The sequence below is a fragment of the Polaromonas sp. P1_F6 genome (genome assembly GCF_056405695.1).
This window is the reverse complement of sequence record NZ_JBFUBQ010000003.1, coordinates 52177-66082: the sequence shown is the minus strand read 5'-3', so window position 1 is coordinate 66082 and position 13906 is coordinate 52177. Positions and strand designations below refer to the sequence as shown.

15 protein-coding genes are annotated in these 13906 nt (G+C 61.2%); 4 read left to right on the top strand and 11 right to left on the bottom strand.

Annotated elements, in window-relative coordinates; all coding sequences use genetic code 11:
* Positions 1 to 37 precede the first annotated feature (37 nt).
* The 3 genes from AC1DY9_RS09955 to AC1DY9_RS09945 are packed head-to-tail and all read right to left on the bottom strand — an operon-like array spanning position 38 to position 2143.
* The gene (locus AC1DY9_RS09955; protein ID WP_457281491.1) at positions 38 to 688 is read right to left on the bottom strand and encodes a MotA/TolQ/ExbB proton channel family protein; all 651 of its coding nucleotides are present in this window, start codon (positions 686 to 688) and stop codon (positions 38 to 40) included.
* Positions 689 to 728: 40 nt separating this feature from the next.
* Positions 729 to 1571, bottom strand: coding sequence for a 4-hydroxy-tetrahydrodipicolinate reductase (dapB, locus tag AC1DY9_RS09950; RefSeq protein ID WP_477666439.1), 843 nt, complete (start codon positions 1569 to 1571; stop codon positions 729 to 731).
* A complete protein-coding gene (locus AC1DY9_RS09945) occupies positions 1568 to 2143 on the bottom strand; it encodes an outer membrane protein assembly factor BamE (RefSeq protein WP_457281493.1) in 576 nt (191 codons plus the stop codon). The genes dapB and AC1DY9_RS09945 overlap by 4 nt, the downstream gene beginning before the upstream one ends.
* 127 nt (positions 2144 to 2270) lie before the next feature.
* On the opposite strand from AC1DY9_RS09945, the gene fur reads away from it, so the two are divergent.
* Complete coding sequence (gene fur, locus AC1DY9_RS09940) at positions 2271 to 2723, top strand: ferric iron uptake transcriptional regulator (RefSeq protein ID WP_457281494.1); 453 nt, start codon at positions 2271 to 2273, stop codon at positions 2721 to 2723.
* 231 nt (positions 2724 to 2954) lie between these two features.
* Here the strand turns inward: fur and hprK are convergent, their stop codons facing one another.
* A complete protein-coding gene (gene hprK / locus AC1DY9_RS09935) occupies positions 2955 to 3905 on the bottom strand; it encodes an HPr(Ser) kinase/phosphatase (protein WP_457281495.1) in 951 nt (316 codons plus the stop codon).
* A gap of 68 nt (positions 3906 to 3973) precedes the next feature.
* Positions 3974 to 4447: a PTS sugar transporter subunit IIA gene (locus AC1DY9_RS09930; RefSeq protein ID WP_457281496.1), complete on the bottom strand. Its 474-nt coding sequence runs from the start codon at positions 4445 to 4447 to the stop codon at positions 3974 to 3976.
* On the opposite strand from AC1DY9_RS09930, the gene AC1DY9_RS09925 reads away from it, so the two are divergent.
* Positions 4337 to 4663 (top strand): hypothetical protein, encoded by a 327-nt coding sequence (locus AC1DY9_RS09925; protein ID WP_457281665.1) that lies wholly within the window; start codon positions 4337 to 4339, stop codon positions 4661 to 4663. The genes AC1DY9_RS09930 and AC1DY9_RS09925 overlap by 111 nt on opposite strands.
* A gap of 24 nt (positions 4664 to 4687) precedes the next feature.
* Here the strand turns inward: AC1DY9_RS09925 and hpf are convergent, their stop codons facing one another.
* A complete protein-coding gene (hpf, locus tag AC1DY9_RS09920) occupies positions 4688 to 5017 on the bottom strand; it encodes a ribosome hibernation-promoting factor, HPF/YfiA family (RefSeq protein ID WP_007872838.1) in 330 nt (109 codons plus the stop codon).
* A gap of 462 nt (positions 5018 to 5479) precedes the next feature.
* Between hpf and AC1DY9_RS09915 the strand changes: the two genes are divergently transcribed.
* Both AC1DY9_RS09915 and corA read left to right on the top strand, forming a co-directional pair.
* The gene (locus AC1DY9_RS09915; RefSeq protein WP_457281497.1) at positions 5480 to 6694 is read left to right on the top strand and encodes a patatin-like phospholipase family protein; all 1215 of its coding nucleotides are present in this window, start codon (positions 5480 to 5482) and stop codon (positions 6692 to 6694) included.
* 244 nt (positions 6695 to 6938) lie between these two features.
* Positions 6939 to 7928 (top strand): magnesium/cobalt transporter CorA, encoded by a 990-nt coding sequence (gene corA, locus AC1DY9_RS09910; protein ID WP_457281498.1) that lies wholly within the window; start codon positions 6939 to 6941, stop codon positions 7926 to 7928.
* A 107-nt stretch (positions 7929 to 8035) separates the two neighbouring features.
* Here the strand turns inward: corA and AC1DY9_RS09905 are convergent, their stop codons facing one another.
* The 5 genes from AC1DY9_RS09905 to AC1DY9_RS09885 form a co-directional block, all read right to left on the bottom strand.
* On the bottom strand, positions 8036 to 8794 hold the full coding sequence (locus tag AC1DY9_RS09905; RefSeq protein ID WP_477666438.1) for a 5'-methylthioadenosine/adenosylhomocysteine nucleosidase: 759 nt from the start codon (positions 8792 to 8794) through the stop codon (positions 8036 to 8038).
* Between the two features lie 110 nt (positions 8795 to 8904).
* Positions 8905 to 10593, bottom strand: coding sequence for a long-chain-fatty-acid--CoA ligase (locus AC1DY9_RS09900; protein ID WP_457281500.1), 1689 nt, complete (start codon positions 10591 to 10593; stop codon positions 8905 to 8907).
* Between the two features lie 166 nt (positions 10594 to 10759).
* Positions 10760 to 12184, bottom strand: a complete 1425-nt coding sequence (locus AC1DY9_RS09895) for an NAD(P)(+) transhydrogenase (Re/Si-specific) subunit beta (protein WP_477666437.1) — start codon at positions 12182 to 12184, stop codon at positions 10760 to 10762.
* Positions 12181 to 12507, bottom strand: a complete 327-nt coding sequence (locus tag AC1DY9_RS09890; protein ID WP_011485418.1) for an NAD(P) transhydrogenase subunit alpha part 2 — start codon at positions 12505 to 12507, stop codon at positions 12181 to 12183. The genes AC1DY9_RS09895 and AC1DY9_RS09890 overlap by 4 nt, the downstream gene beginning before the upstream one ends.
* A 79-nt stretch (positions 12508 to 12586) precedes the next feature.
* Positions 12587 to 13702: a Re/Si-specific NAD(P)(+) transhydrogenase subunit alpha gene (locus AC1DY9_RS09885; RefSeq protein WP_477666436.1), complete on the bottom strand. Its 1116-nt coding sequence runs from the start codon at positions 13700 to 13702 to the stop codon at positions 12587 to 12589.
* Between the last annotated feature and the right edge of the window lie 204 nt (positions 13703 to 13906).

Genomic DNA, 13906 nt, shown 5'->3' with positions numbered 1-13906 from the left:
TTTTTTCCAGGGGCGGCCCGTCGAAAAAATGTGCTTTTCATTTTGATGACGCTGTTGATAAAAACAGTTCGCGCAAATCGCGTGCAAAGCCTTCGAGGTCGGCCTCGATACGGCCGACGCGACGGCCGAAAATGTTGTACGCCAGCACGGCTGGAATCGCTACCGCCAGGCCTGCCGCCGTCATGATGAGCGCTTCGCCGACGGGGCCGGAGACTTTGTCGATGGTGATCTGGCCGGCTGAAGCGATGCCGACAAGTGCGTGGTAGATGCCCCAGACCGTACCCAGCAGCCCCACAAAGGGAGCCGTAGAACCGACGGTAGCCAGCAGCACCTGACCGAACTGCAGCTTGTCCAGGATGTCATGAAGGGCGTCGCGCAACACGCGGGTGAGTTGCTGGGACTTGTCGCCCGCCGACGCCAGCGTACCGCCGGCCTGGATGTCCGTGGCAACAATGAGAGGCAACACCAGCGCCTCGCGGTCGAAGGCGGCAACTTTCTCCCGGGCTTGTTCTACAGAGGTCGACTGCCAGAAAGCAGCGGTACTGCGTGCCACGTCTTTGGCGGCACGCTGAAGCAGCCAGGCCTTCCACAGGATCACGACCCAACTCGCGACCGACATGGCCAGCAACAAGGCCGCCACCAGCTGGCTGACGATGCCGCCCTGGGTCATCAGGCTGAAGAAGTCCATCAGGTTAAAACCTCCGAAACTGCCGTGGCCGGCACCGCATTCATTTTTTCAGGCCCAGTACGTCAAACATGTCAAAAAGGCCGGTGGCGTGCGAATCGAGGAAGCGCGCGGCACGCAAGCTGCCCTGGGCATAGTTGGCCCTGCTGGATGACTTGTGGGAAATTTCGATACGCTCGCCGGTGCCCAAAAACATCACGGTGTGGTCACCCACCACGTCGCCGCCGCGCACGGCCGCAAAACCGATGGTCGACGGGTCGCGCTCGCCCGTCACGCCTTCGCGGGCATAGACGGCGCAATCCTTGAGGTCGCGACCCAGCGCACCGGCAATCACTTCACCCATCTTGAGTGCGGTGCCGGATGGGGCATCCACCTTGTGGCGGTGGTGCGCCTCGACGATTTCGATGTCATAGCCGGTAGACAGGGCCTGAGCCGCCATCTCGAGCAGCTTGAGCGTGACGTTGACGCCTACGCTCATGTTCGGAGCCATGACGATGGCGATGTCTTTGGCCGCCGCGGCTATTTCGGTTTTCTGCGCATCGGAAAAACCGGTGGTGCCGATCACCAGCTTGACACCCAGCTCGCGGCAAGCCGCCAGATGGGCCAGCGTGCCTTCGGGACGCGTGAAATCAATCAGCACGCCGGAATCTTTCAGGCCCTGCCGAAGATCGGCATTGATCAGGACGCCGCTCATGCGTCCCGAAAAGGCGGCGGCATCGCTGCCGATGGCGGGACTGGAAGCCACATCAAGCGCACCGGTCAGCTGGCAGTCGGCACTGGCGCCGACGGCCTCAATCAGCATCTGGCCCATGCGGCCGCTGGCGCCCGCCACCGCGACCCGGTGCCGTCTGGCCTGGGTCGCCTGGATTGAGCCGGCCCCGCTCACTGTTTCGGGCTTTCGAGCGGCGGATAGGAGGCAGACGGAGAGCCCGCCGGCGTACTGGTGGGCGCCGAAGTGGCTGCCGCCGGATTGGCTTTGACCTTTGTGGAAGCCTTGGTGAGCTGCTCTTCGGTGGCTTCCAGCACGGGCACATCGCCCAGTTTGCGTCGGTTGCCCAGTTTGGCAATGAATTCAGTTTCGCTCGGCATGGCGTCGCCTTCAAAGCGCTCCAGCTGGTCACCCTTGAAAAACACGGTGTATTTGTACGACTGGGGCTCCACGCCCTGGCGCTTCAGCGTAAAGACGTAGTCCCAGCGGTCGCCATGAAACAGGCTGGCCATCAGGGGCGTTCCCATGATGGCCTTGACCTGTTCACGCGTCATGCCGGGGCGAAGCAGCTCAACCTGCTCCCTGGAGACAAAATTGCCCTGAATGACGTCCACCTTATAGGGCGTGACCCAGTTGACCGGGTTGATCGAACTGCTGCTCATGTTGCTCAGGCTGCTGCAGGACGCCAGCACCGTGCAGGCCAGGAGCAGGAAAGCGGTTTTGGCGCTGTAACGATGATTTGCAGGCATGGCTGACATAGTGAGGGGGTGTAGCGATATGATCGTTCATTGTAGCGGCTGGGGGCCCCCGGCCGGCACCTGCCCAGAAGGGTCGCACCACCGCTTTACACAGCGGTTTCACCCAGAGAGTTTTCCCATGAGCAACATCGACGAACTGAAAAACACCGGCCTCAAGGCAACCCTGCCACGCCTGAAAATCCTGGAGATCTTCCAGGCGGGCAAACAGCGCCACATGACAGCCGAAGATGTGTTCCGGGTGCTGCTGGAAGACCGGTCGGACATCGGCCTGGCCACGGTCTACCGGGTACTGACCCAGTTCGAGCAGGCCGGACTGCTGAACCGCAGCAATTTCGAATCGGGCAAAGCGGTCTACGAGATCAACGAAGGCCAGCACCATGACCACCTGGTCTGCCTCGATTGCGGCAAGGTCGAGGAGTTTTACGACGCCGAGATCGAAAAACGCCAGAATGCCGTCGCCAAAGCCAAAGGCTTCACCATCGCCGACCATTCGCTGTCGATCTACGCCAACTGCACCAAGGACAAGTGCCCCAACCGCAACGGCGCGCCGGTACGGCATCATCACGCCTGAGTTTTGAGAAAAAAGGGCCTGAAACCCTTTGCTCACTTGCGCAAGCAGCTACTAATTTGATAGCAATCTAGAAATCCACCGCGTAGAAGGTGTGAAGAAACCGTAGCGAGCGGTCCGAGGTCGCGAGGATTCTGTTCCAGCAGGGGCCGCGGAACCGGCTTTGCCGGGCCGCAGGCACAGCGGCCCCCTCGGGGGGCAGGGAGCTACACGCAGTGAGCGACCGTGGGGGCCCTAGTCATCCTGTTCCATGGCGCGGCGGTGCCGCTCCACGAAATCCTGGTAGGTATTGATGCCGCGCAGCTGCAGGATCGCATTGCGCACGGCGGCCTCGACCAGCACGGCGATATTACGGCCGGCTTCCACCTGGATGATGACCTTGCGCACCGGGATGCCCAGCACGTCCTGCGTCAGCGGCTCATACGGAATGCGTTCGTAATCGCGCTCCAGCGTCTCGCGGCGCACCAGGTGCACGATCATTTTCAGGCGCATCTTGCGGCGCACCGCCGTCTCCCCAAAAATGGCCTTGATGTCGAGCAGGCCGATGCCGCGTACTTCCAGCAGGTTCTGCAGCAGTTCCGGGCAGCGTCCTTCAATCGTGGTCTGGTTGATCCGGTACAGGTCTACCGCATCGTCGGCCACCAGGCCGTGTCCGCGCGAAATCAGTTCCAGCCCCAGTTCGCTTTTGCCCAGGCCGGATTCACCGGTGATCATGACGCCCAGGCCCAGGATGTCCATGAACACGCCATGCATGGAGGTGCGGTCGGCAAAATGCTTGGACAGGTAGGCCCTGAGCACGTCAATCACGAAAGCCGCCGATTCGGGTGTGGCGAACATCGGCAACTGGGCGCGTTCGCACATGGACAGCAGCGTGTCCGGCGCGGTCTGGCCGTCGGCAACGATCAGCACCGGTGGTTCCAGCGTGATGATGCGGGAAATGCGCCGGGCGCAGTCCTCTGGGCTGGCATTCGTGAGGTAAGCAACCTCGCGTTCGCCCAGGATCTGCACGCGGTAGGGATGAATGTAGTTGAGGTATCCGACCAGATCGGCGCCGGAGCGTGCAGCCCGCACGGCGACTTCGTCGAAACGCCGCTCGGAGGCCCCGAGGCCGGCGACCCATTCCCATTTCAGGGCGGCGCGGTGGTCTTCAAATAAAACGTCAGCGCTGACAACGGTGGGCTTCATGCGGCCTTGTACTTTTCCTGTTCAAGACCCCGCCGGGCCGGACAGCGTGCAACCGTGCAACACCGCATCTAAGAACTGACTTCGTGGACGGAATGCCAGGAAGCGATCAGGTTGTGCAGCGCAGCGGCATCGGTGCTGGTCTTGAGTTGCTCGCGCAGGGAGCTGTCGCTGAGCAATTCGGCAATTTCCGAAAGAATTTCGAGGTGTTTTTGAGTGGCTGCCTCGGGAACCAGCAGAAAAATCAGCAGGGCCACGGCCTGTTCGTCCGGCGCATCGAAGCCAATAGGCGCCTGTAGCAGGAAAACGGCCGCCATGGGGGCCTTGAGGCCCTTGATCCGGCCGTGCGGAATCGCCACGCCGTGGCCAAGCCCGGTGGAGCCCAGGCGTTCGCGGGCGAACAGGCTGTCCGTGATCAATGCGCGGTTCAGGCCATGTTGGTTTTCAAACAGCAGACCGGCTTCCTCGAAAGCGCGTTTCTTGCTGGTTGCTTCAACGCTGACCAGAACCTGGGAGGGGGGCAAAATTTGCGAAAGACGGTTCATAACAATCTTTTAGTCGCCGAATTATGCACTTTGCAGCGGGTTGACCGCAAAAAAGGCATTAAAAAGCCGCTTGGCGCCACAAGCGGCTTCGGCGTCTGGTTTGGCGCGCCTGCAGATGCCCTGCAGATTCGCCGCGACAGAAAACGTGCGATGCAGGTTTTCCGCCTGCACGCCATCGGTGACATGCGGCCCTTCGGGAGAAGCCGCACACCCTGAAAAAGGGACAGCCCGAAAAGACCTTCAGGCCTGGCGCTTGGCAGCAACGTGGTGGTGATCCTGGGTTCTGGTTTTGTAACGCCCAACCTGACGGTCCAGCTTGTCTGTCAATTCATCAACTGCGGCGTAAAGATCAGCGTGGGAGCTCTCGGCAAACAGGTCGCGGCCCTTGACATGCACATTGCATTCGGCCCGCTGGCGTCTTTCCTTTTCTTTCATGTTGTCCACTGTCAACAGGACTTTTACGTCTACTACCTGGTCGAAATGCCGGGTAATCCGATCCAGCTTGCTTGTCACATAACCGCGTAGCGCGGGGGTAACTTCAAGATGGTGGCCGCTGATCGTCAAGTTCATAAAGAGACTCCTTTTTCCAAGGTTGGAGCTGGGTTGAAAACACTGCCGGGCCCATGAAGGCGAGGCAGCGGACGGGGACACTCTCTTGGATTCACTATGCGCCCGATGCCCCGCAATTGCAACCTTGCGCCGCAATAAATAATGAAACCTTATGAAAAACTCCTTGACCCCATTTCACTGCATGCGCTGCGTGCTGGCGTGCCGCCCTGACAGCGCCTGAAGGCCTTTGATTCTTCTGGATTTTTACCAAGTCAAACCGTGTAGCGGCCAAGCCAGCGGACTTGCAGGAAGTCTTTCGCGGCGGCATCATGCTGACACAATTGCCCGCAGCCGGCCCGGCCCCATCAATGGGGCAATGGCAAAGACTGAAACAGCGCCCCATGGCGAAAAAACCATAACACCAGCCGATCAAGCTCATGCCTCGCCTGCTTTCACCACGTCCGCCGCATACCCGGCCCGGCCATGTCGCTTGAGACCATCATTTCTTCTGCGTTAACCCGCCCTGACGAGGCGCAAAATGCCCTTGTCCTCATGGGCGGCGGCGCACGCACGGCCTACCAGGCGGGAGTGCTTCACGCCCTGTCAACCATGCTCAGCGTGCAGGGCGGTGCGGCTGACCCGAAATTCCCGTTCAAAATCCTGGTGGGCACGTCAGCCGGTGCGTTGAACGCGGCCTTCCTGGCAAGCCATGCGGGTGAAGGCTTGCAGGCGTTCGGCCGATTGGCCAATTTCTGGACCACATTGCGCTCATCGCAGGTTTACCAGCTCAAGGTTCCCGCGTGGATCCGCTCAAGCCGCATTGCGGCGGCGCTGTTTTTGTCGCAGCAGGTGCGGGCGCAACAATCCCTGCTGGACAACACACCGCTGGTCGACACCTTGCACCATGCCATTTCGCTGGGCCATATCGAGCAGGCGCTGCAGGATAAAACCCTTCACGCGCTGGCCATCACGGCCTCCAGCTACAGCAGCGGCGTGCACTGGACGTTCTGCCAGATGGCTGCCGGCCGCCACGCCGATCTCTGGAGCCGGCCAGGGCGGCGTGCAGAGTTCCAGCCCGTCACCATCGAACACCTGATGGCTTCCAGCGCCATTCCCTTCCTGTTCCCCTCCACACCGCTCTGGGTGGACGGCCACCGCGAGTTCTTTGGCGATGGTTCCATGCGCCAGAGCTCCCCGCTCTCACCCGCCTTGCACCTTGGGGCCAGCAAGGTGCTGGTGATCGGCGTGGGGCAACCCGAGCGCGCCGGTTTCGTCGGCAGCAACGGGCCGAACGTGAGCGGCCGGCCCACGCTGGGCGCCATTGCCGGCCATGCCATGGCCAGTGTGTTTCAGGACACGCTGCAGGCCGACGTGGAGCAGGCTCAGCGCGTGAGCAAAACCGTGCGGCAGATGCCGCGCGAAATCGCGGCTGTCATGCCCTACCGGCCCGTCGACGTGTTGGCGATTGCACCGTCACAGTCGCTCGACGCACTGGCACAAGCCCACGCCGGCGAATTACCGCGGGGAACCTACAACGCGCTGGCTGGCCTGGGTGCGCTGGGCGCCAAAGGCAGTCCGGGAGGCGCCGCACTGGCCAGCTACCTGCTTTTCGAACCGGGGTTTGTCAAGGCGCTGATGGCGCTGGGCGAACAGGACGCTTACGCGCGAAAGAGCGAGCTCATCGAGTTTTTTATGTAGCGCAAGCGGTGGATAAACCAGGTGTGAAATGCCATAATCGCCGCTTATTCATTACGGAGAAATCCTTGGAAAGCAGTCCTAGTTGCTAGCTTTCAACACCGCAGACTGACGCCAGGCTTGCAAAGGCTCACGTTGAAAAGGGGGGTTGAAAGCGATGCCATATCCCACCGCCCTTTTACCGCGCTTTCGCGCAAGGCCTGAGCGTTCGCCTTGTGCCGGCCCCTGAACCGATAGGCAGTCAGTCATGCTCAATATTTTCACGCTGGCCAACGGCCGGCTTTTCCAGGAAGAAATCGAATCCCTGGAAGAACTCTCCAAATTCCAGCCCATCTGGGTGGATCTGGAGTCTCCCACCCTCGAAGAAAAACGCTGGATCAAGCAGTACTACGGGTTGTCCATTCCGGAAGACGCGATGGACGAGGACATTGAAGAGTCCGCGCGCTTCTACGAGGAAGACAACGGCGAGCTGCACATCCGCTCCGACTTCCTGATTGCCGACGACGAAGAACCGCGCACCGTGCGGGTGGCTTTCATCCTGAACCTGGTCAACGACGACCTCAAGAGCAAGGGTGTGCTGTTTTCCATCCACGACGAAGACGTGCCGGTGTTTCGCCTGCTGCGGATGCGCGCGCGCCGCGCCCCGGGGCTGATCGAGGATGCCAAGGAGGTGCTGCTCAAGCTGTTTGACGCCGACGCCGAGTATTCCGCCGACACGCTGGAAGGCGTTTATGTCGAGCTCGAAAAAGTAAGCGCGCAGGTGTTGTCGGGCGACGTGACCGACGCCCTGGCCGGCGAAGTGCTGGGCGCCATTGCCCGCCACGAAGACCTGAACGGCCGCATTCGCCGCAACATGATGGACACGCGCCGCGCTGTCAGTTTCATGATGCGCAGCAAGATGCTCAACGCCGAGCAGTTCGAGGAAGCGCGGCAGATTTTGCGCGACATCGACTCGCTCGATTCACACACCGCTTTCCTCTTCGACAAGATCAACTTCCTGATGGATGCCACGGTCGGCTTCATCAACATCAACCAGAACAAGATCATCAAGATCTTCTCGGTGGCCAGCGTCGCCCTGCTGCCGCCCACGCTGATCGCCAGCGTGTACGGCATGAACTTCAAGGGCTACTTCCCCGAACTGGAATGGGCATATGGCTACCCATATGCACTGGGACTGATGATTGCCAGCGCGGTGGTGCCCATGTGGTACTTCAGGAAGCGTGGTTGGCTGCAATAAGGTCGTCTGCCGCGTTCTGGATCGTTTTGGGCGCTGAATTTTGCATCAAATCGGCCTGTAATCCAATAAAGACGAGCGCGAGCAGCTATTAAATAGATAGCAATCGCTCAGGCAGAAATCGTCGGCAGCAACTTTTCAACAATGGCGCGCGCGTAGACGCTGGCCACTTCCGCCACAAATGCCGGAAAGTCCACGTGCGCGGTGTTGTCGGCGCGGTCGGAAATCGTTCTCACCGACGCAAACGCCACGCCGTAGTCATGGCAGACCTGTGCCACGGCCGCACCCTCCATCTCGACCGCCAGCGGCGTGTGGCCTGCTGCAATCAGCGCCGCACGGATACCGGCAGCTTCCTGCGCGCTGCAGACAAAACGGTCGCCGCTGATCATCAGCCCGCGGTGGACGCGCGCAGACGGATACGCCGGCACCGTACCGGCAGCCAGCGCCGCCGCGTGCAATAACGACGTCAAAGCCGCGTTGCTTTCAAAAACCGTCTTGCCGTACAGCGGCACCTCATAGCGGGGAAACAGCGGTGAGGCGTCCATGTCATGCTGCACAAAACTGTCGGCCACCACCACATCGCCCACATTCACGCTTTCGCCCAGCCCACCGGCTACACCGGTGAAAACAATGCGGCCGGCCTTGAAGTGCTCGATCAGCGCCACCGCCGTGGTGGTAGCCGCCACTTTGCCGATACGCGCGAGCACCAGCACGACCGGGTGGCCGTGCAGGGCACCAAGCCAGAACTCACGGCCAGCGCGCTTCACCTGCCGCGCGTTTTCCAGCAGGTCAATCAGGCCGGACTGCTCTTCAGCAAGGGCGCTGAGGATGGCGGTGGGTGCGCGGGGGAAGGTGTCAGCGGAAGTCATGGCCTGATTTTGCCCGCGCTTTCAACACCGGGGACGCAGAAAAAAGGGCAGCTTGCGCCGCCCTCTAGAAAACCTGCCGCGCAAGCGCGGCGAGCTCTGAAACTTGCCGTTTATTTCTTGTCGCGCAGTTCGCGGCGCAGTATCTTGCCGACCGGCGTCTTGGGCAGGTCGGTGCGGAACTCCACCACCTTGGGCTGTTTATAGCCGGTCAGGTTGGTTTTGCAATATTCGCGCACTTGCGCTTCTGTCAGGTCGGGGTTCTTTTTGACAATGACCAGCTTCACAGCTTCGCCGGATTTTTCGTCGGCAACGCCCACACAGGCGCATTCCATCACACCGTCGAGCTTGGAGACCACGTCTTCAATCTCGTTCGGGTAGACGTTGAAGCCGCTCACCAGAATCATGTCTTTCTTGCGGTCGACAATCTTGAAGAAGCCGTTTTCATCAAGGACTCCAATGTCGCCGGACTTGAAGTAGCCGTCGGGCGTCATGACCTTGGCGGTTTCATCGGGGCGTTGCCAGTAGCCGGCCATGACCTGCGGCCCCTTGATAGCGATTTCACCGGGCTGGCCGGGTGGCACTTCGTTGCCGTCGTCATCAAGGAGTTTGAAATAAGTACCGGGAATCGGCACGCCGATGGTGCCGGTGAAGGCTTTGCTGTTGGTCGGATTGCAGCTAGCCGAGGGTGATGTCTCGGACAGGCCGTAACCTTCGCAGACCGGGCAGCCGGTTTTTTCAAGCCACAGTTTGGCGACCGCACCCGTGACCGCCATGCCGCCGCCCAGCGAAATCTTCAGGTGCGACCAGTCAACCGTGTTGAAGTCCGGGTGGTTGGCCAGGCCGTTGAAGAGCGTGTTGACCGCTGGGAAGCTGTTGATCTTGTGCCTGGAGAGCTCTTTAAGCACAGCCGTCAGGTCACGCGGATTGGGGATCAGGATGTTTTTGCTTCCGGTACGCATGCCCAGCATCATGTTCACGGTGAATGCGAAGATGTGGTACAGCGGTAGCGCGCAGACATACGTGAGCTGCTCGCCGGCCGGCAGGGCCGCCATGGCCGGGCTGTTCCAGGCTTCGGACTGCAGCACATTGGCGATCACGTTGCGGTGCAGCAGCACGGCGCCTTTGGAAACACCGGTGGTGCCGCCGGTGTATTGCAGTACGGCCACGTCGTCGGGTTTGATGTCGGGCCGCTTGAGCGTCAGGCGCGTGCCCCGCGCCACAGCGTCGTTAAAACGCACGGCGCCGGGCAGGTTGAAGGCCGGCACCATCTTCTTGACGTTGCGCACCACATAGTTGACGAGTGCGCCCTTGAGCATGCCCAGCTGGTCGCCCATGGCGCACAACACCACGTGCTTGACGGGCGTGGCGGCAATGCACTGCTCGAGCGTGTTGGCGAAGTTTTCGATGATGACAATCGCCTTCGAACCGGAGTCCTTGAGCTGATGCTCCAGTTCGCGCGGCGTGTACAGCGGGTTCACATTGACCACCACATAGCCGGCGCGCAGGATGGCCGCCACGGCTACCGGATACTGCGGCACGTTGGGCATCATGATGGCAATGCGGTCGCCTTTGGCCAGGCCCAGGCTTTGCAGGTAGGCACCGAAGGCGAGCGACAGGCTGTCGGTCTGGCCGAAGGTCACGTCCTTGCCCATGAAGCTGTAGGCGACGCGGCTGCCGTGTTTCTTGAAGCTTTCCTCCATCAATGCGACCAGCGACGGGTACTGGGACGCGTCGATATCGGTAGGAACGCCCGGCGGATAGGCTTTGAGCCATGGGCGGTCAAGGGTCGCTGCATTCATGTTTGTCTTCTCCATTACGTATTGCTTACTGCCATGGATTCTCATGGCGTGCCCTCTTCGTGGCTATTGCGTTTTCCCTAGGAAGCCCGGGAAATAAGGAGGGAAGCCTCTCTAAATCGGGGTGCGCCCGCGGCTCGCCGCCGCGGGAAAACCCGGCAGCCCGCGATCACTCGATGGCCTTGCCCATATCTTCGATCACCTTTTTGGCGTCTCCGAACACCATCATGGTCTTGTCCATGTAGAAGAGTTCGTTGTCCAGGCCCGCGTAGCCAGCCGCCATGGAGCGCTTGTTGACAATGACCGTCTTGGCCTTGTAGGCCTCCAGGATGGGCATGCCATAGATGGCGCTGCCCTTGACGTGCGCTGCAGGGTTCACCACGTCGTTGGCGCCCAGGATGATGGCGACGTCGGCCTGGCCGAACTCGGCGTTGATGTCTTCCATTTCATGTACCTGGTCATAAGGCACTTCGGCCTCGGCCAGCAAGACGTTCATGTGGCCGGGCATGCGGCCCGCCACGGGGTGAATCGCGTACTTGACGTTGACGCCCCTGTCGATGAGCTTTTGCGCCAGCTCTTTGACCGAGTGCTGAGCGCGCGCCACGGCCAGGCCGTAGCCCGGCACGATGATCACGGTCTCTGCATTGCCCAGGATGAAGGCAGCGTCGTCGGCAGAGCCCGACTTGACGGGGCGCTGCTCTTTGGCGCCGGTGGCGGCCGTGCCGGCCTCACCGCCGAAGCCGCCCAAAATCACGTTGAAGAAGGAGCGGTTCATCGCCTTGCACATGATGTACGAAAGGATGGCGCCCGACGAACCGACCAGCGAGCCGGCAATGATCAGCATGGAGTTGTTGAGCGAAAAACCGATACCGGCCGCCGCCCAGCCCGAGTAGCTATTGAGCATGGACACCACGACCGGCATGTCGGCGCCGCCGATAGGGATGATGATCAGCACACCCATAACGAAGCTCAGCGCCAGCATCGCGAAAAACGCTGGCCAGCTGCCCGTGAACATGAATACCAGCCCCAGGCCGATGGTAATGAGGCCCAGCACCAGGTTCAGCTTGTGCTGGCCGGCAAACTGCACCGGTGCGCCCTGGAACAGGCGGAACTTGTAGGTGCCCGACAACTTGCCGAAGGCGATCACCGAGCCGCTGAAGGTGATGGCGCCAATGGCCGCACCGAGGAACAGCTCCAGCCGGTTGCCGGTGGGGATGGGGCTGCCTTTGGGCGCGATGCCGAAAGCGTAGGGCTCGGCCACGGCGGCCACGGCGATAAAGACCGCAGCCAAACCGATCATGCTGTGGAAGAAGGCCACCAGCTCGGGCATCTTGGTCATTTCGACCGTCTTGGCGCGCCAGGCACCATAGCCCCCGCCGACCACCAGACCCAACAGAACGTAACCCATGCCCAGGGCTTTGCCGCCTGAAATTTCAACGATGAGCGCAGCTGTCGTCAGCATGGCAATGGCCATGCCGACCATGCCGAACAGATTGCCGCGGATCGAGCTGGTGGGGTGTGACAGGCCCTTGAGCGCCTGAATAAAGCAGACGGAGGCCACCAGGTACAGCAGCGTGACGAGATTCATGCTCATTTGGCGGCTCCTTCAGCGGGCGCGGCTACTTTCTTTTCTTTCTTGCGGAACATCTCCAGCATCCGGCGCGTCACCAGAAAGCCGCCGAAGATGTTGACGGCCGCCAGCGCCACGGCCAGCACGCCCATGGTTTTGCCCAGCGGCGTTTCGGTCAGCGCGGCCGCGAGCATGGCGCCCACGATCACGATGGCCGAAATCGCATTGGTCACCGCCATCAGCGGCGTGTGCAGGGCCGGCGTGACAGTCCACACCACGTGGTAACCCACGTAGATGGCCAGTACAAAAATAATCAGGTTGATGATGGTGGGTGACACTGCATCCATGGTCTTCTCCGTGAGGGCCGCGCCGGCTTGAACCCGGCTGGCCGATTAAATCCAATTGATCCGATGGGTCCCGAATGGGTTACTTCTTCTTGACCTCGCCGCCCTGCGTCATCAGGCAGGCGGCGACGATGTCATCTTCCAGGTCGACATTGAGCGTGCCTTCCTTGGTGATGATGAGCTTGAGGAAGTCGAGCAGGTTGCGTGCGTAGAGTGCGCTGGCGTCGGCGGCGACGAGGGCCGGCACATTGGTCTGGCCGATCAGCGTCACGCCGTGCTTGACGACCGTTTTGCCGGGCTCGGTCAGCGGGCAGTTGCCGCCTTGCGGTGCGGCCAGGTCGACGATCACGCTGCCGGGTTTCATGGCCTTGACCATGTCTTCGGTGACCAGCACGGGCGCAGGGCGGCCCGGGATCAGCGCGGTGGTGATGACCACGTCGGCTTGCGCGACGCGCTTGGCGACTTCGGCCTTTTGGCGTTCGAGCCAGCTTGGCGGCATGGGCTTGGCGTAGCCACCCACACCGACAGCAGCTTCGCGCTCTTCGTCGGTTTCATAAGGCACATCGATGAACTTGCCGCCCAGGGATTCGACCTGCTCTTTGACACTGGGACGCACGTCGCTGGCTTCAATCACCGCGCCCAGGCGCTTGGCGGTGGCAATGGCCTGAAGGCCGGCTACGCCGACGCCCAGAATCACCACGCGGGCGGCCTTGACCGTGCCGGCCGCCGTCATCAACATGGGGAAGAAGCGCTGGTATTCGGCCGCGGCCATCATCACGGCCTTGTAGCCGGCGATGTTGGCTTGCGACGAGAGCACGTCCATGCTTTGCGCGCGGCTGGTGCGCGGCGCGGCCTCCAGCGCGAAGGACGTCAGCTTGGCAGTAGCCAGGCGCTGCAGGCCGGCGGCATCAAAGGGGTTGAGCATGCCGACCAGCACACCACCGGCTTTGGCCAGCGGCATTTCGCTGTCCAGCGGGCAGCGGACCTTGAGCACGATATCAGCGCCGTAAGCGCCCGCCGCGTCGGTGATCTCCGCGCCGACCGCCGTGTAGGCCTCATCGGGAACGCTGGCGGCCACCCCGGCGCCGGACTGCACACGGACGGTGTGCCCTTGTGCCTTGAGCTTTTTGGCCGTTTCGGGCGTGATGGCGACGCGTGTTTCTCCGGCCGTGATTTCGGCGGGTACCCCAATGAGCATGGGTCTCTCCTCAGTACGTTGGTGTTGGTTTGATTGACGTCAGCCCGCAGGCGAGCTTGCGCGCGATCTGTCTCGGTGTCTTTGTCTGCGTATCCGCTTTTTTGTACCTGTCATGAAGCTTACATGAGATTTCTGCAATTTTTTGTCAGGGCAGTCTACAGTTTTTGACCCGAGTCAAGCCACGCAATAAAAAAAGCCCCGCCT